Here is a 17,933-nt window from a genome sequence, read left to right as displayed (position 1 = left end):
AAGGTAATGAAAAAGGTAAAAATGTTTGTTTTCTTGGTATTGTCTTTATGTTTTACCATTTTCATCGCATCGGCTGAGGAAGCAAATGCGGCGGACATGCATCGTCTCTATAATCCAAATTCGGGTGAGCACTTCTATACGGCAAATGGGAATGAAAAGAATCACTTGGTGAAAGTCGGTTGGAAGTACGAGGGCATTGGTTGGACCGCCCCGGCAACGGGAAATGCTGTGTATCGGTTGTATAATGCGAATGCAGGCGATCATCACTACACTCTAAATGCCAACGAAAAGAATCATTTGGTAAAAGTCGGCTGGAAATACGAAGGTATCGGCTGGTATTCGGACGTAAAGAAGACTATTCCACTTTATCGCGCCTACAATCCGAATGCAAAAGCAGGGTCACATAATTACACGGTTAATTACGCGGAGCAAAAGAATTTGATTCGGGTGGGCTGGAAAGACGAAGGTATTGCTTGGTATGGAATAAAGAAAACAACGCCAGTTACTAAATATTCTGTTACAGTGAAGCATGTCGGATCAGATGGGAAAACGTTAAAGACCTCTACAGCGAGCGTTGAAAAAGGAAAATCCTATACAGCAAAAGCAGGTAGTTTGAGCGGCTATACCTTGAAAGGAAGTAACTCTCAAACCGTCACAGTGAATGGAAATAAGACGATTACGTTTAACTATACGAAGAATGCGGCACCAGTGAAGTATAAGGTGACAGTCAAACACATGGGTTCGGATGGGAAAACGTTAAAAACTACTACAGATACTGTAGAAAACGGCAAATCATATACAGCTAATGCAGAGAGTTTCACAGGTTATACACATCCAAGTGATAAAACACAAAAAGTTACAGTAACCAAAGATATGACGCTCACATTCACTTATACAGTTAATAAATATAATGTAACCGTCGTGCATAAGGGTAGTAATGGAAAGATATTAGAGACTGAAAAAGCAGTGTCAGTCGAGTATGACAAAGAGCATACAGCGAAATCGAAGACCTTCACAGGATATACTCTATCTGGCAACAATACCCAGAAAGTAACAGTGAAAGGCACGACAACACTCACATTTACTTATAATCCAATCAAGTATAATGTCACTGTCGTACACAAGGGTAGTGATGGTAAAATTTTAGAAACCGAAAAAGTGGTATCGGTCGAATATGACAAAGAGCATACAGCAAATTCAAAATTTTTCGCTGGCTATACACTATCTGGCAATAAAATTCAGAAAATAACGATAAAAGGAGCAACAACACTCACGTTTAATTACACGAAAAATGTAGAAAATTACAACGTCACAGTCGTTCATAAAAGCAGCGATGGTAAAATATTGGAAACTGAAAAAGCAGTGTCGGTTGGAAGTGGAAAAAGTCACACTGCGAATTCGAAAACATTTGTTGGCTATACGTTGTCTGGTAATAAGACACAAACAGTGACAGTTACTGGCAACATGACGATTACATTCATTTACACACTCAATGATTATACGGTTACAGTCAATCACAAAGGCAATGACGGAAAAAATTTAAAGGCTGAAACGGCTACCATTAAATATGGTAAAGTCTATACGGCAACTGCAAAATCGTTCTATGGATATACGCTATCGGGAAACAACACTCAAGTTGTGACAGTCGATGGAAATATGACTCTGACGTTCAATTATAATTTAAACCAATATACTATTACGATAATCCACCAAGCTGACGATGGAACTATCTTGGAGGAGGAGACAGCAACAGTCCAACACGGCGAGAATTATACTGCTAGGTCAAAATTATTTACCGGTTATTTAGCAGTATATAACTCTTTAACAGCAATAAAAGTAAGTAGTAATAAAACAATGACTTTAGATTATTCGAAAATCGTTCCTTTGCCAGAGTCTGAATTAACAATCATGAAACAAACAATATTGGCAAAAGTAAATGAACTGCGTAGATCGCTTAATCTAAGTGAGTTTAAGCAGGATGCTAAATTAAATGTGGCTGTTAATATTCGCGCCAATGAATTAATGGAAAAGTATGACCCAAATCACCTAAGACCAGATGGAAGTAGTTGCTTTACAGTATTAGGAGAAGTAGGCGTTAGTTACAAAGGAGCAGCTGAAAACATTGCGTGGAGTCAGTCTAGAGAGACATCAGGGAAAATATTAGGAGAAAAAATGTATCAATCGTGGTTCGATAGCCCAGGTCATAAAAAAAATATGGTAGATCCTTCTCTCCAATATATTGGCATTGGTGTATCTAGCGACGGAGAAAAAGTGTACGGTGCTCAACTATTTATCAGTAGATGATTTTCCAATGAAAGAAAAAAATGTTCAAAAGCTAGTCATAGTTTTTGGACATTTTTTGTAGAAGTATTTCGATGGTGAATAATGATTTCATCGCTAAAGGTAATTTGAGAAGACTTGAGCTTAAAAAAACACATTCTAAACCAATTTTCGACTATTTAGAGAAAGTGTGAAACTCCTTTTAAATCATCTTAAGTGCTATTTGAACTTGTCTCAAATTTTCAGCATTAAAGTCAAAAAGCATAGTTAATTCATTTTCCATAACGTGCGGCGGCTTCTTGGATAGTGGCTACACCACTATCTTTTGCCTCTTTAACAATTTCTAAGAGTTCTAAGCCCGCTGTGAAACGTTCATATTCTTCTAAATTAATAACAGCGTATTTTCCATAACCGTTTTTAGTTAAGATCACAGGTTCATTCGGCTTTACTTCTTCCAATAGCTTTGAGTAGTTTCGTAGTTCTGAAATGGGTTTGATATTCAACATTTGAATCAGCTCCTTTTTTTTATTGTACATCATTCAATGTTGAATTTACAGCACGCATGTTTACCAGCTCTTCCCTGACAAATAAATACCCCCATGACTCAATCCATTCAGCATTTTATGGTATACTACGTAGGAATCTATTTTTAAAGGAGGAGCCTTATGGCAGAGAAAGAAACGTTTTATATCACCACGCCTATTTATTATCCAAGTGGCAAACTGCACATTGGGAATTCTTATACAACGATTGCCTGTGATGCGATTGCTCGCTACAAACGCATGATGGGCTTTGATGTGTTCTATTTGACTGGGGTCGATGAACATGGACAAAAAATTGAGAAGAAAGCCGATGAGCTTGGCGTGGACCCGCAGGAATATGTGGACAAGATGGCGACGGACATCAAGAAACTATGGAAGACGTTGGACATCAGCTACGACAAATTTATCCGCACGACGGATGATTACCACAAGGAAGCGGTCAAAAAGATCTTTGATCAATTATTGGATCAAGGGGATATATATCTTGGCGAATACGAAGGCTGGTATTCAGTTTCTGATGAAGAATACTTTACAGAAACACAATTGGATGAAGTTTATCGCGATGAAGAAGGCAATGTGATCGGCGGGAAAGCACCAAGTGGTCACGAAGTTGAGTTGGTTCGCGAGGAATCTTACTTCTTCCGTATGAGTAAATATGCGGATCGTTTATTGGCATATTACGATGAACATCCTGAATTTATCCAACCAGAATCACGCAAGAATGAAATGATCAACAACTTTATCAAACCTGGTTTGGAAGATTTGGCTGTTTCTCGTACCACCTTCAATTGGGGAATCCCAGTCAATGCGAATCCTGAACACGTCGTCTATGTATGGATCGATGCGTTATCAAACTATATCACGGCTCTAGGCTACGGCTCAGATGATGATAGCTTATTCAAGAAATACTGGCCGGCGGATGTCCAAATGGTCGGCAAAGAAATCGTTCGTTTCCATACGATTTATTGGCCAATCATGTTGATGGCTTTAGAGATTCCACTACCGAAGAAAATCTACGGTCACGGCTGGTTGATGATGAAAGACGGCAAAATGTCTAAATCAAAAGGCAATGTCGTGTATCCTGAAATGCTTGTTGAACGTTATGGCTTAGATGCGGTTCGTTACTACTTACTAAGAGCAATCCCATTTGGTTCAGATGGTGTATTCACACCGGAAGATTTTGTTGCTCGCGTAAATTATGATTTGGCCAATGACCTTGGAAACTTATTGAATCGTACAGTTGCCATGATCAATAAATACTGTGAAGGTGTTGTACCGGCATATAAATCGTTGGTTACGGACTTTGATAGCGAACTATCAACAACCGCTGCGAATGTGGTCAGCCGGTACCGTGAAGCGATGGACAAAATGGAGTTCAACAATGCTTTAGCAGAAGTTTGGACATTGGTCTCTCGTGCGAATAAATACATTGACGAAACAGAACCATGGGTATTAGCTAAAGATGAAGAACGCAAAGCGGAACTAGACAGTGTAATGGTTCACTTGGCAGAAAGTCTGCGGATCGTAGCGATTCTATTGCAACCGATTATGACTCAAACACCGAAACGTATTTTTGAACAATTAGGTTTGAATGCGGACCAGATGAACTTAGCGACGATTCATTTCGGCGAGTTCCCAGAAAATACAAAAGTAACACCAAAAGGCAAACCAATCTTCCCTCGTTTGGATATGGAGGAAGAAGTTGCGTATATCAAAGATCAAATGTCACAAGGCAGCAAGCCTGAAGAAGAAAAAATCAAATGGAATCCTGAAGAAACTGAACTTGTTTCAGTTAAAGATAAAGAAATCAAATTTGATGTCTTTGATAAGGTTGAATTAAAAGTCGCTGAAGTGATGGAATGCAAAAAAGTCGAAGGTGCTGACAAGCTATTGCAGTTCCGCTTAGACGCAGGCGATAAGCAAGACCGTCAAATCTTATCTGGGATCGCAGAATTCTATGCTGATCCAGAAAGCCTGGTTGGTAAAAAACTGATCATCGTAGCTAATCTGAAACCACGCAAAATGCGCGGTGAAATCAGCCAAGGAATGATCCTTTCAGCTGAAGCTCCAGATGGTACCTTGAAGGTCGTAGAAGCACCAAAAGATATGCCGAATGGTGCGGTTGTAGGCTAAATGAATAGAGCAAAGGTCGAAACTCTCGCGAGTTTCGACCTTTTTTAATGATTTATTTTTAGCAAAAATCTTTTAGTAAAGAAAGCGATCCAGAGTAGACTTGTCACGATTCCTAAAAATAGATTAAGTCCTAATGCTGCTCCTTGTGATAGTCCTCCTATCCAAAAAGTTGGGAGAATTCCAACGATCCATCGCCATGAGTCGGAAATGAACCAAGGGATCAAGGCACCGATTAATGTGATTCCGGTTAGTTTAGAGATGGCTAATCCTTCCACACGATTGGCTGCCAGGGTGACGATCATCATAGCAACAGCACAGCTAAATAAAGTAGCAATAGAGGAAATCGCAAGGATATTCAAAAAAGAGAGCGTTGATAAACCAAACATGTGCCCTATCACAACACTACATAAAAATCCCCAAAGTGAAGGAATTCCAATTCGTGCCATTAAATAATGCAGCCGACCTGCTGGTGTGATCTGATAATAACTGCTGATCCCTTCATCACTTTCTTCTAAGAGCAGGAAGGCACTCGACATAGTAAGCAATGTAGGTGATAAAAGGATCATCAAACTATCCGTCAGGGCATAATAGTTTTCAAAAGAAAACGCGAAACGCTTGGTCAGAATCAGATTCAGCCAGGGTAGTAAGAACCGAAAAGCAATTCCAACCAGAAAAGGTGCAGGAATCAAAACTAACATGATTGCATCCCGCAAAATGATTCGTAAACCAATCGAAAAAACGGTAAGTGTTGAGCGCATAATTTTCCTACTTTCTTAGTGAGCGGATATCCTTGAAGGTTCAAGATCCTTAGCGACACTTCGACAAACGCCCACGAATAGTACAACGGTCCAAAAGAATAAGCTGGCAAAATTTAGAAAAATAGATTCAGTCTGATTACTTAAGACAGCACTGATTAGATTAAAGACCAGCGTTCCTGGGATTATTGCAGCGAAAGGTACATTGATTCCAAACAGCGATAGAACACCTGGACTCAACAACACTAAAGCCGGTGGCACACTGATCATTAAGTAGCCGTTGACCGTTTTCGCCAAAGTCGCTAAAAGCAATCCGATCAAGGTAAAGAAACAAGAAGATAGAAAGACAGTGCCAGTGAGTAAAAAGAGATTGACCCAAGGCATAGTGATTCCAGTGATGATTGTTGCAGAACAGGTTGAAACGAATCCTAAAGAGATTATCTTGCTTAAGACATACTCCGAATTTTTCAAAGGAGCAATCGCGGTATAGCTGTGCAGTCCCTCTTCTTTTTCAAGTAGCCAAATACCACCGATAAAGAAATAGCCTAATACAGCGGGATCGCTAAGAATGATCAGGGTTCCGACAAAACTCTTGATCACTGGATCATTTATTTGATGAAGGATTAAAATATACACGACCGTCAGAAGGAAATAAATGAAGTAAAAACCGTACCGAACTTGATAGCGGATATCATTTTTGAGTACATGCAGTCGTCTCATTGTAGCCGCCTTCCTGTTAATGAAAGAAAGATATCCTCTAGATTCGTTTCTCTGGAATGAATTCGAGTGATTCTTTTCTCTGTCAGTAAACGCAGAAAATGTTGATCTGTATGCAGCTCATCCAACGGTACCTGATAATCTTCTTCAATCTTTTCCTGATTGAAAAAAGTACACGTGACCAGATTTTTCTCGCTAGAATGGCGAAAAGCCGCCGGAGTATCCAGCGCTCGAATCTCGCCATCGACAATGAAGGCGACCCGATCACAGAGTTCTTCTGCATCATGCATATTATGCGTCGTCAGGATGATTGTTTTTCCTGCCTGTTGCAGTTCCTTCACCATATCCTTAAGTATTCGTGCATTTGATGGGTCCAGCCCGCTCGTTGGTTCATCCAGAAACAAAAGGTCAGGATCATGGAGCAGACAACGGATAAAACCCAATCGCGTTTTCATTCCTTTAGAAAACCGATTGACAGGCTTTTTAGCATCCTCCAACAAGTTCATTTGTTCCAGAAAAGGACGAGGATCTAAAGTCTTTCGCCTATACAACGAAGAAAAATAAGTAAGATTTTCCAAAGCAGTGAACTTCCCATAAAAATTTGGAAACTCAAAATCAACGCCGATTTTTTCATAGTAATCTTCCCCTAAATGCCTGAGAGAATGATCCATCACTGATACCTTTCCGCGATAACCAGTCAGAGTTCCCGTCAAAATCTTCTGCAGCGTGCTTTTTCCCGCACCGGATGGACCTAAGAATCCAAAGACCTCGCCTTTCTTTACTTCGAAATGAATATTTTTCAACGTGTCTTTGTCGTTCTTGGGATACTGATAAAAGAGATTTTCAACACTAATCATCGTTATTCCTCCACTAGTTCATTGACCAGACCATTCATCATGACAGACAAAACTTGCCAACGCAGCTCCTCATTCTCCTCATCTAATAGAACGACTACGCCATAAAGAGCTTGAAAAGCTTTCGCGACAACTTCGATTGGTTGGGTGAAGCGTACCCCGTAATTTATAAAAAGATTCAACGCTTCCGCATCTTCGCCAGAATGCTTTTCCACCACATCTGCAGGCAACTTGCGGAACAAGACAGCCATTGTTTCGCTGTCTGTTTTTTGTATAAGGGGGTAACGCTGCATTAGCTCAAGCATATAAACCATCGTCTTTTTTACTAAATCTCTAGGTTTTAAGGTACTGTTTTGTGTCAAATAGCTGTCCATCTTTTGCCACATGTCCTTCTGACAATTCACTAAGATAGCAAAATAAAGTTCTTCTTTACTGGGATAAAAAGCATAGAAAGATCCTTTAGCAATCGCTGCTGCCTTTGCGATCTCTTCAACAGTGACTTTCTTGAGTCCATATTCACTAAAAAGCTTTTCCGCGGCAGTCACTAATTTTTGAGCGATAACTAGGCGTTCCTGTTCACTAAATTTTGGCATATCATTCTCCTGTATATTTATATGACTAATAAAATCATTTGGTCATATAAATATATCTTGTTTTAATCGTGTTGTCAATCCACGGTGAACAGAGCAAGTCCTTCTGCTACTAATCATTATGATCGGTTATCACGGAAAGGAATACACTGGCTATTCGTATTAGTCGTAATCATCTTCCTGTTCCTAGATGAACGGATGTCATTGATCTTGCCTTTTATTCCTTTGTGTATTTGAAATGACCAGCCCTACAATGCTAAAATAATTAGACTATGATAAGTGAGGTGTGGTAATGAAATTTAGAATGATTGAACTTCCTTCCTTTAAAGCTGCTTCATCCGGTTCTGATCCTGAATTTGATTTTTCCGAACAGGGAATTCTTGGCCGATTTGACGCTTACTTCTCAAGGCTCTCACCTAGTCCGCGTGATGCTTTCATGCCTAGAGACTTCTTGTATTTTGATCCATCAAAAGGTGGGATGGTATGGATCTATGCATTGACGGACGACATGGAGGCAGAAGATCATGAGGTCATTGATTTTGAAGGCGGTTATTATTTGACTTATGCCTATAAAGACGGCGATGAGGAAGTCGGTCAAAGATTATTCGAAGAAGCGAGAAAATATATTGAAGATCATGAACAGCTTGAGTTAGACGTTACGGACAAACGTTTTTTAATGGGACACATCATTACACCCAAAGAGATTATCGAGCAGCAGGGCTGGGCACAAATGGAGAGCTTTATCCCGATAAAATTATTAAATAATCGGAAAGAATCGGAAAATCGCTGATTTCAACATTATTATTTACTAAAAAAGTATGTTATAGTATAAGAACACGAAAAATATTTTTATGCGACACTTTAACTCATTTTGATGAAATTTAATCAAACTGGCGTAACTATAGGGTTACAAGGATGTATTAGAAGGATTTGGGAATACATCGTTTAAACGAGAAATAGTTAATTTTTAGTAATAGTCAACACCCTCAACTTTAGAATAATAAATATTGATTAGTTAGATAGCCCGCTCTTAATTGAGCGGGCTATCGTTCATTTAACGATGGATGAGGTGGAGCCTTTACATAGCATGCAGATTGTTGTAAATATCGAACAGGTAGCTAAAGGATTTTTTGCAATTGTTCGTGCATCGACTCGCTTTCAAAATAAGAAATGGTTTGGCCATTGAAGCCTCTTATATAATAGAAGCTTTTTAGGTCTTACAGTAAAGTAATTCGTTGAACAACTCAACTTGTGATCGTTCAAGGTTGATTTGAGAGATACGCAGGATAGAACGTATTTGGAATGAGTGACGGGCCTCAAGGTTTTTCTTGAGGCTCTTTTTTGTTCCATAAAATGGGATGAAAACAAAAATAAAAAACGATATTAAGCGTTTTTTGGAGTTGGAAAAATAAATGGAATTACAAAATAAAAAAACGATACGATTATTTTCGCGCAATGTAAACTACAATTTTAGAATAACGTAAAAAAATAAGTTTTCGGTATCGGAATATAAATTATATCGTGTTTTCGTACCATAATCCGACTATATTATTGAGTGAAAAAACCTAATGAATAAACCCTGGTTTATTTTGTTATAGACATAAACCGTAATATATAAGCGTTTATTTACGTTTCTTCTAAAAAAGCTTGCTTATAAAAACCATATAATTAACTTAATTTAAACTAAATAAATAGTCATTATTTTTAAGGGGAATAAAAGAAATGGGTCTAATAACGATGGACAATAACAAACATATATGATACTACGCATTTCTTTGTCATTTTAGCCTTAATAAATAACTAAAATTGAATTAATTTTAAATTTGAAAAGACTTATTTTATTTAATAGAATGATAACACCGATGGAGGTATTTTCGGGTGAAGGGAGGTTAAAAGATGCTTAGGGGAAAACTACAGTTTCTAATTGTGTTAGGGGTCATTTTTTCAAGCTTAGTAGGTTTGTTGGATGTGAAAACACAGACATTTGCAGAAACAAGTTCAAACGTGTTAATTGACGAGCCATTTCTGAATGTTTCTTATGATACAGAGCAAACGGAAGAAGGAAATGTTTTTCGAGTCAATTTAAAACGAGAAGCTGACGGTGAGCAGAAAGAAAGTCGTTTGAAGTTAAAGCTACTAACGGAAAGCAACGAAGTGATTGAGTATCCTATGGTCAACGGGATGGAAAAGAAGGATGACTGGTTCATCGAAAAAGAATTTACCTCTTCAGCAAAATATGTTTTAAAAGTTGTGCTTCCTAAGAAAGAGAAAAAGCTTCAATTGTTCATCGAACTAAATGAACAAAGTTTGAACAATCAAACAAAAGAAAAAAGTCCAAAGGAATCGAATACGGATGTTCTTGGGCTAACAGAGCCTTTAGTGTTGGAGATGGGAAAAACAGAGAATTCAAAAAGCTCTAAAAAATCGGCTTCTAGTAGTTCAGCTAATCAAGAAGCTCCAGTTACGGCAAACAGTTTTTCGCTCTATTCTGATCAGAATAGTCAATCACAATTGGCTGGTGTATCAGCTGCAAGAAGTTCTAGAAATTTAGTTCATGAAAATTTTTATACCAACAAAGTACCAAGCTACAAAACAGATAATGGGAAATATCCGGAATATTCATGGCAGCCGACTGGACAGACCAACGTCATCAATCATCAAGGGGGAAATGAAAGTGCTGCTGGCTGGGATGGGTTAACCAGCTGGAATGTCCAAAGCGATGATCGAACGAACTCTTATATCCATTATGGTGATGCGAGTAATCCCAACTTATCATTGCGGAAGCTGGCAATGGAAACGAACAAAAAGGACGAATTCGATGTTCGGTTAAATGTTCGCGGAAATTACAATTATAAACCGGGTGTTGATATTGTTTTTCTACTGGATGATTCAGGTTCGATGACTACCAAGAAAAAGAGTGACGCTGTAGCTTCGATCGAAAAATTAATTACTGAAGTGAAAAAGATCCATGTTCCAGATGCCGATAATATCCGTATGGGGGCACATGTCTTTTCAGATTATCTACCTGGCAGTCCAGATGCCACAGTAGCGATCTCAGGTCAGGAAAGCGATTGGGACAATATTGTTAATCAATACAGGAATCTTACACCAAGTGGAGGGACATTTACCGAGCGTGCCTTGATGGTCGGTAAAGATATATTGGATGCGGCTGATCCTAGTGGGACAGATGGTCGAAAAAAATTGATGTTTATTCTGACAGACGGGGCACCGAATCTCAGCTTTTATCCAACGAACTCAGTAGCGGATACAAGTATGTATTTTGATGAGGTTTTAGTTACTGAGAATATTCCAAAATATACAACAGGAGCAAATGCAGGGCAATACAGAGGTGGTGACCAATTAGGAAATTGGGAATATTCTGTTGGGCTTAAAGAACCGTGGAGAGTTGGTAGTTTGGATATCACAAGTCACATTACCACGACTAATTCAACCGCACGAAAACTCAAAGATGCAGGAGTAGAGATTCATTCGTTAGCCTTCAATATCGGGCCAGAAAGTACAGAATATCGTCATACAAAAGCAGATATGATCAAGGGCCTATATAAAATGTCTTCGAAAAAAGCTAACGCTACTGGCGAAACGCAAAATGATTACTTCTTCTATGAAACGGATAATAGTGAGGAATTAACGGAATATACCAAGAATTGGTATCATACGATTCTGCGAACAGTCGATGCAGGGAAAATCAATTTTTCTATCGGGAATATGGTGGAACTTATTAGTACCCCCGTTGCGAGCTCAGTCGGAGAAACATCCGTTGAGTTACCGACAGTGACCAGCAGCAATGGAAAAATTGAAGTGAGTAATATCAATTTGTTCGGCGGTCAGGAAATTCAGCTTGATTACAAAGTTCGCCTGAAAACTGAGGATGCAAGTTTTGTGTCGGGAAGATGGTATCCGGTCAGTACAGATTTTGTTGAATTGACACCTACGCCAACACGTACAACTGATTTATTGCATTTTGGTATTCCTTCGGTTCGAGCTGTTAATGAAGATTTTGTCGTTCCAGTAAAAAAGGTTTGGTCAAATGATTCTGAAAATTACTGGCAAAAACGTCAAGAAGTAACTGCTGTTTTACAAAAGAAGAATGATAGTCAATGGACAGGTGTCCATCAAGTCAAATTGAATGCAGAGAATAATTGGACTGCTAATTTTCCGGCAGTTGATGGGAAGACAGATATTGTTTATCGCGTGATTGAGAAGGTTGGCAATCTGGATAAAGTACCAGGCTATGCGAAGCCGGAATACAGCAAGACAAGTTTCAGTTCCAATAATTTAGGAACCAATGGAATCGTCATCACCAACCGCTTAATGACCACGGACTATACGTTTACCAAGTTGAAAGAAGATGGAACAGCCTTTACGGGAACAAACAAACCTGAGTTTACGGTTGAAGATGCTAAGGGAAATAAACTCACGGGTATTAAACCGAATGATGCCGGCTTAGTTAAGATTGAGGGTTTGCCAATAGGGACTTATACAGTGAGTGAATCTGTTGTTCCTACCGGCTATAAGAAGATGGCTGATTTTACGATCGTCGTCACGGAAAAAGCGGATGGAACTGGTGTTGTCGCCAAGGTCAATGGCAAAGAAGAAAGTATCACTGTTATCAATGAGCTTAAAGAAATCGTTATTCCAGTCGAGAAAAAATGGGTAGATGAACGAGCTGGAACAGCGAATTTCTGGAAGTTGCGGCAAACGATAACTGCCGTTCTGCAAAAAAAGGATGGAGAAAATTGGATCGATCTTCATCAAGTTTCATTGAATGCTACAAACAGTTGGAAAAATTCTTTTCCAGCGGTGGATCGAGATTCCAATATTACTTATCGAGTGATTGAACGAGTTGGAAATGTCGAAAAAGTGTCAGGGTATGAAAAACCAAGTTATAGTCAAACCTCTTTTCAATCAGCAACGCTGGATGCAAAAGGAATCCTTATTACTAATAAACTGATGACCACTGATTATTCCTTTAAGAAAGTGATGGAGAATAACCAACCTTTTTTCGGTGATAGTTTGCCAAAATTCAAACTTACAGAAACAACAAAAAACATTGAAGTTATAGACAATGTTGCGCCAGATGCAAGTGGAATCGTTGAATTCAAAGATCTGCCGATCGGCACGTACCGAGTAAGTGAAACCTTTGTTCCAGAAGGCTTTAAAAAGATGGATGATTTTACGTTTTCAGTGACTGAAAAGGCCGATGGTACAGCGGTTGTTGCTGATTCAACGAATAAAACAGTCGTAAATAAGTTGGATGAGTTCAAGTTGAAAGTCATAAAGACGAACGAGCAAGGAGCAGAAATCGAAGGTGCTGTCTTCCGCTTGCGAAATTTATCAGGCACTTACAATAAAACAATCTCTTCAGGATCGACCTTTACTTTTACTGGTTTGAAGTCAGAGCTCTATTTCTTAAAAGAAGTCACTGCACCAGACAGCTATGTCGGTTTAGAAAAAGAGATTGCTGTTGATATTTTTGAGAGTGGTCATGTAGGGGTCGAAAGCCATCCTCTGGTAACGAGTTCAACCAAACTAGGTGAAACAGAAAATGTAATTACTTTAAAGGTGAAAAATCGCAGACAAACGGGTGTACTCCCTAGAACTGGAAGTTTCGGGAATCGGTACTTCGTTCTATTTTCTATTATTTGCTTAGTAGCAGGCAGCGGATTGGGTGCAGTCTACTTATACATTAATAGAAGGAGGGACTAGACATGAAAAAAAAGCGACTACTTTTCTTGTCCCTTCTAGCAGTCTTGATTGGAGTTAACATGTTGACGAGTTCCGTTTCAGCAGTTACAACAAATGAGAAAGTCGAAATCATCATCAATACAAGACCAAAAGAGGGAGAAAAAGTTCAAGGAACCGATAATTTGAACTTTACGATCTATGATTTAACGAATTGGCGTCACTCAAATGTGATGACAGAAAAAGAAGCTAAGGAATTCTTGCTAGATAAAAATGCAACCAAAGAAGAGATGCAGAGCTTTATTCGAACAGAAGGATTGAAACCATTAAGTGAAGAGGTATTGACAGTCAATAGTGAAGGGGAAGCTAGGACCTCACTTCCACGATATCAAGAAAACAAGGATGCGGCTTATCTGATTTTAGCTAATGGAGAAACCGGAAAATTTCATTTTCTGCCAGTTGTTTTATTCTTTCCGCAACACGATGTTGACTCGGAGTTAGAGATATTCAAAGTGATGATTTATGGAAAGTATGCAGAAGAAAAAGAACCGTTAGTAGTCACACCGCCAACTGAAACGACTGAGCGACTGGTGGTTCCTAAAACACCAGTAGATACTTCCGGTAAATCATTTCCACAAACGAACGAGCTTGTAAATAGCTACTCAGTGCTTGGCGGTCTCATTTTTATTCTGGCAGTTATGGGTCTAAAAAGACCCAAAAAAAATAGGGGGGAAAAATAATGAAACATAAAGTAAAATGGACAGGATTATTAACAGCAATTGTGTGTCTCGTACCACTATTAACAGGGTTGTTTGGTTTGAGTGAGAATGCGGCAGCTGCAGAAACAGTGGCAGTAACCTTGCATAAAAAGAAAATGGATGAATTTCCAAATGAGGCAATTACAAATACTGGTAAAGAAATGAATGAATTCAGTCATTACGAGGGCTTACCAGGTGTGGAGTTTACCGCGTGGGATGTAACTGCAGATTTTTATGCTAAACTGGCATTGACAGGAAATGAATCAGAAGCCGAAGTAAAAACAAAAACGGAAGCATTGATGAAATCTTTTACTTTAGATAAATCAAAAGCCACTGAAAAAGGAAAGCAAACAACTAACGGTAACGGCGATGCAACGTTTGATGCATTGGAGAAACGAGCAGCTGACGGAACCTATAACGTCTATTATTTTGAAGAGAAATTACCAACAGGCTATCAAGGCTATTCAAATCCAACCATTCTGATTTTGCCAGCGATGGATGGAGCGACTGAGTTAAGCACGATCCACTTGTATCCAAAAAATAAAATCGTTGATAAAGAAGTGCCTGAGAAAATCTTAGTAGATGAGAACGGAAATAAATTACCTGATGTTCCTGCAGGAGAAAGTTTCTATACTTTTGAAGTTGGGAAACAGATCAACTACAAAGCGTCATTTACTTTCCCAAGTCAAATCGGTGAGATTATTACTGATAGTGCAACGAGCACACAACAAACTCGTTACAATAGATTCGCATTTGTCGATCAGTTGACCAAAACAGGAGTAAAATTCGAAGGAATTTCAAAAATTGTGATTGATGGCCGTACAATTGAGGGCAATGATTTAACTGAATTCTATAGCCATATGACATTGACACCGCAAAACACTGCTTCTCCTTATTCAGACTATGCCGGCTTTACTTTAGCCGCTAATTTCAATGCTGAAACAAGTGTTTCTAGTGCGGCTGAATTTGCTAAGTCGAAGGCTACAGCTGATTATTTAAAACAATTTGCCGGCAAGAAAATTGAAATCACTTATGGCGTCAGTATGACAGAATTTACGCCTGTCGATGAAAAAATTGACAATGATCTAGTTGTAGAAATCACACGTGATGGTGATGTGAATGATGACCGTAACATTCTTAATCCGCCTCCAGGTTTCGGAACCGGTGGTCATAGATTCTTGAAACATGAAAGCGGCAAGGAGACTCAAACGTTAGGCGGAGCAGAGTTCGTCGTAGGACGTGATAACGGTGGTAATGATGAGTATCTAAAACAAGATGTGGAAGGTGGAACTCCGGTCTGGGTAAGTGACCTATCTGCTGCAACGAGATTCAAATCAGGCGCTGATGGGAAAATCAAGGTAACTGGTTTGGAAATGGGCAGCTACTTCTTGAAGGAAACGAAAGCACCAAACGGTTTCGTTAAGCTAGTAGAGGATACTTCATTTGAAATCAAAAATGGTTCTTACGCTGAATCAACAACACTGAAAATCCCGAATGCGCCAAAAGGCTTCTTACCATCAACCGGTGGAAAAGGGATCATCGCCTTCCTAATCGTAGGTTTAGGCTTAATGTTGATCGCAATCACTAAGTATCGTAAAGTTAGCGAACAAGCAGTATAATCCATAGAAGGTGTCGTATCAGTGATGATACGGCACCTTTGTATTATTTTTGCGAGTCTAAACTCTCAATATACTTGGTTAAAATGTCATTGATTTTGGTGATATCAGAAAGCGTGATCTGTGGTTGGAAAGTATATACTGGAACACCTTGATAAGGACTATCTTCAACATTTTGAATAATCGAAGAGAAGACCATGTCGAATTTGTGTTCTTCGTTTTTTTCCACTTCAATAAATGACAGAAAACGAACGTTGAAGAAATTCTGAAAGATCTGTTCCAGCTTTTGAGCCAAGATATATTCCAATGCCATCGTTAGGTTGGTATCAATTTTTACAACGATCTCCGGTTCAAACTTAGTAAAAATATTAATGGCCGAGAAGGCTTCGCAAAACCTTGGAATGAGAAATTCGTCATTCTCCAACACGGACGATTCCGACTGGTCACGCATTTTTTTTAGCGTGTCTTCCATATAAGTATATAGATGAGGATATTTTGTCTGATAAAAGAATAAAAGATCGTAGCCAGAAGCGACAGAAATAAAATTTTTAAAAAAAGTCGCATGTAAAAAGGTCGATAAAATGATCGCATGGCAGAGTTTTAAGTTCAGTTCTTCTTTGACTGGCGTATACATGACGTTGGTTTCCTCGGTGAAGAGGGTGTATAGCTGATAGATCGGCGTATCAAGCTCTCTGTGTAGCTGAATCACCTCTTGGAGATTATCCTTGCGAATATAAAACTGTGGTCGACACTGAAAAAGCAACCCGATATAATTGATCTCGTGTTCCGATAGGAAAAACTCTTTTTGAAAGTCCTGATAAAAGGCCGAACGTGGAAAAAGCTGCCGCTGATTGATCTCTTTGACATAAGCTGGAATATCTTCCGGTGTTATCGGATGTTTAGCATGAAAGCGCGAAACATTCAGTGCAAATAAGTAAGAAAATTCCAACGACAAAGTATTCTTTTTAGCTAGATCATAATTTTTCAGTGCGTATTTCACATAGTGATCAATTTTTTTTTGTTCAACATTTTTGAAGGGCCAAGTGATGCCAGTATAAAAAGTCCAGAAAAATTGATAGCCCAAGTATCGGATATTGATTTCTTTACCAGTGATTTTTAGTTGTCTGGCACTATACTTCAGGGATAAATGATAACTCTCGATAAAGTTGTTAATTTGTAACACCTTGCGTCTCAATGTGCTCTCACTAACAAAGTAATTGTTGAGGATAGCTGACGTCGCTAATTGATTGTTGAGAAACAATTCCTGTAGTAGATTAAAAATCAAAGATTGTTTCAAAATATATAATGAAAGTTTTTTGTAATTAAGTTCCTCTCCATTGAAAAAGAATCCTTTTCCCTTGATAAAATCAATCGTTCCAGAAGCTTCCCCTAAAAGATTCATTTGAATCAAATCTTCCTGCAATTCTTCCAGATACTTCACGACATTTTTCTCGCCTATATCCGTTTTAAAGCATAACGTTGGTAATTTCACCCAATCCCCTGCACGATAGAGCAGATCTAACAATGAAAGCTTGTTTTTGATCGTTGGTTCAAATAATTCGTAATCCAAAAAGACTTCCCCCTATTCTTATGCTTTATCACTTGATTATAGCATCTAGAGAGTAAAACGTAGTGCTTGGTGACCCAAGACGCTTCAGAATTGACGGGATTAACCAGTCGATTTTGAAATATTTGTATCCTTTTATTTGCTATACTTTTGCCAATGAAAAAAAACCTCTTTTTTCTGATTAGATTAACTAACGAGAAAAAATGAGGTTTAGATTATATTTTAAATATGTTATTTATTTTCAAGTTAATTATATTAACAAAAATGGTGAAGGTCAAACGCAAAAAAATTTTATAATATTAAGAAAAAGAATATTTAACGGGAAATTCGCTATATTTCTTAAAAATCTATTTTTAAGTATTGGAAGAAACCTTGATATCAAGGTGTTTCTTTTCTAAAAAAATAAGCCGTCAAAATC

Annotated in this window: 12 protein-coding genes; 6 read left to right on the top strand and 6 right to left on the bottom strand. The window is 38.5% G+C overall.

Annotated elements, in window-relative coordinates; all coding sequences use genetic code 11:
* Positions 1 to 6: 6 nt before the first annotated feature.
* Positions 7 to 2,304 carry a MucBP domain-containing protein gene (locus AC4J95_RS05250; protein WP_494548918.1) on the top strand — a complete coding sequence of 766 codons (2,298 nt, stop codon included), beginning with the start codon at positions 7 to 9 and terminating at the stop codon, positions 2,302 to 2,304.
* Positions 2,305 to 2,552: 248 nt separating this feature from the next.
* On the opposite strand, the gene AC4J95_RS05245 is transcribed toward AC4J95_RS05250, so the two are convergent.
* Positions 2,553 to 2,786 (bottom strand): type II toxin-antitoxin system Phd/YefM family antitoxin, encoded by a 234-nt coding sequence (locus tag AC4J95_RS05245; RefSeq protein ID WP_494548917.1) that lies wholly within the window; start codon positions 2,784 to 2,786, stop codon positions 2,553 to 2,555.
* Between the two features lie 159 nt (positions 2,787 to 2,945).
* Here AC4J95_RS05245 and metG point away from each other — a divergent pair, with 159 nt between their 5' ends.
* Entirely contained in the window at positions 2,946 to 4,955 is a 2,010-nt protein-coding gene (gene metG, locus AC4J95_RS05240; protein WP_494548916.1) for a methionine--tRNA ligase, read from the top strand.
* A gap of 44 nt (positions 4,956 to 4,999) precedes the next feature.
* Here metG and AC4J95_RS05235 read toward each other — a convergent pair whose 3' ends face one another.
* Genes AC4J95_RS05235 through AC4J95_RS05220 form a run of 4 tightly spaced genes read right to left on the bottom strand, consistent with a single transcriptional unit; the run spans position 5,000 to position 7,874 of the window.
* A complete protein-coding gene (locus tag AC4J95_RS05235; RefSeq protein ID WP_494548915.1) occupies positions 5,000 to 5,713 on the bottom strand; it encodes an Rv2686c family ABC transporter permease subunit in 714 nt (237 codons plus the stop codon).
* 15 nt (positions 5,714 to 5,728) lie between these two features.
* Entirely contained in the window at positions 5,729 to 6,430 is a 702-nt protein-coding gene (locus AC4J95_RS05230) for a hypothetical protein (RefSeq protein WP_494548914.1), read from the bottom strand.
* Positions 6,427 to 7,284 (bottom strand): ABC transporter ATP-binding protein, encoded by an 858-nt coding sequence (locus AC4J95_RS05225; RefSeq protein WP_494548913.1) that lies wholly within the window; start codon positions 7,282 to 7,284, stop codon positions 6,427 to 6,429. Before AC4J95_RS05225 ends, AC4J95_RS05230 begins: the two co-directional genes overlap by 4 nt.
* Positions 7,285 to 7,286: 2 nt before the next feature.
* Positions 7,287 to 7,874 (bottom strand): TetR/AcrR family transcriptional regulator, encoded by a 588-nt coding sequence (locus AC4J95_RS05220; RefSeq protein WP_494548912.1) that lies wholly within the window; start codon positions 7,872 to 7,874, stop codon positions 7,287 to 7,289.
* 289 nt (positions 7,875 to 8,163) lie between these two features.
* Between AC4J95_RS05220 and AC4J95_RS05215 the strand changes: the two genes are divergently transcribed.
* From AC4J95_RS05215 to AC4J95_RS05200, 4 genes are all read left to right on the top strand, one after another.
* Positions 8,164 to 8,661, top strand: coding sequence for a hypothetical protein (locus AC4J95_RS05215; RefSeq protein WP_494548911.1), 498 nt, complete (start codon positions 8,164 to 8,166; stop codon positions 8,659 to 8,661).
* A 1,106-nt stretch (positions 8,662 to 9,767) separates the two neighbouring features.
* Positions 9,768 to 13,598: a SpaA isopeptide-forming pilin-related protein gene (locus AC4J95_RS05210; protein ID WP_494548910.1), complete on the top strand. Its 3,831-nt coding sequence runs from the start codon at positions 9,768 to 9,770 to the stop codon at positions 13,596 to 13,598.
* Positions 13,599 to 13,600: 2 nt separating this feature from the next.
* Entirely contained in the window at positions 13,601 to 14,314 is a 714-nt protein-coding gene (locus AC4J95_RS05205; protein WP_494548909.1) for a pilin N-terminal domain-containing protein, read from the top strand.
* On the top strand, positions 14,314 to 15,951 hold the full coding sequence (locus AC4J95_RS05200) for a SpaH/EbpB family LPXTG-anchored major pilin (RefSeq protein WP_494548908.1): 1,638 nt from the start codon (positions 14,314 to 14,316) through the stop codon (positions 15,949 to 15,951). The genes AC4J95_RS05205 and AC4J95_RS05200 overlap by 1 nt, the downstream gene beginning before the upstream one ends.
* A gap of 43 nt (positions 15,952 to 15,994) precedes the next feature.
* Here AC4J95_RS05200 and AC4J95_RS05195 read toward each other — a convergent pair whose 3' ends face one another.
* Positions 15,995 to 17,518: an AcpB/EbpR/MafR family transcriptional regulator gene (locus tag AC4J95_RS05195; RefSeq protein WP_494548907.1), complete on the bottom strand. Its 1,524-nt coding sequence runs from the start codon at positions 17,516 to 17,518 to the stop codon at positions 15,995 to 15,997.
* Positions 17,519 to 17,933 lie beyond the last annotated feature (415 nt).

The organism is Enterococcus sp. GPZ-007 (assembly GCF_059374735.1).
This window is presented reverse-complemented; position numbering and strand designations above follow the sequence as displayed.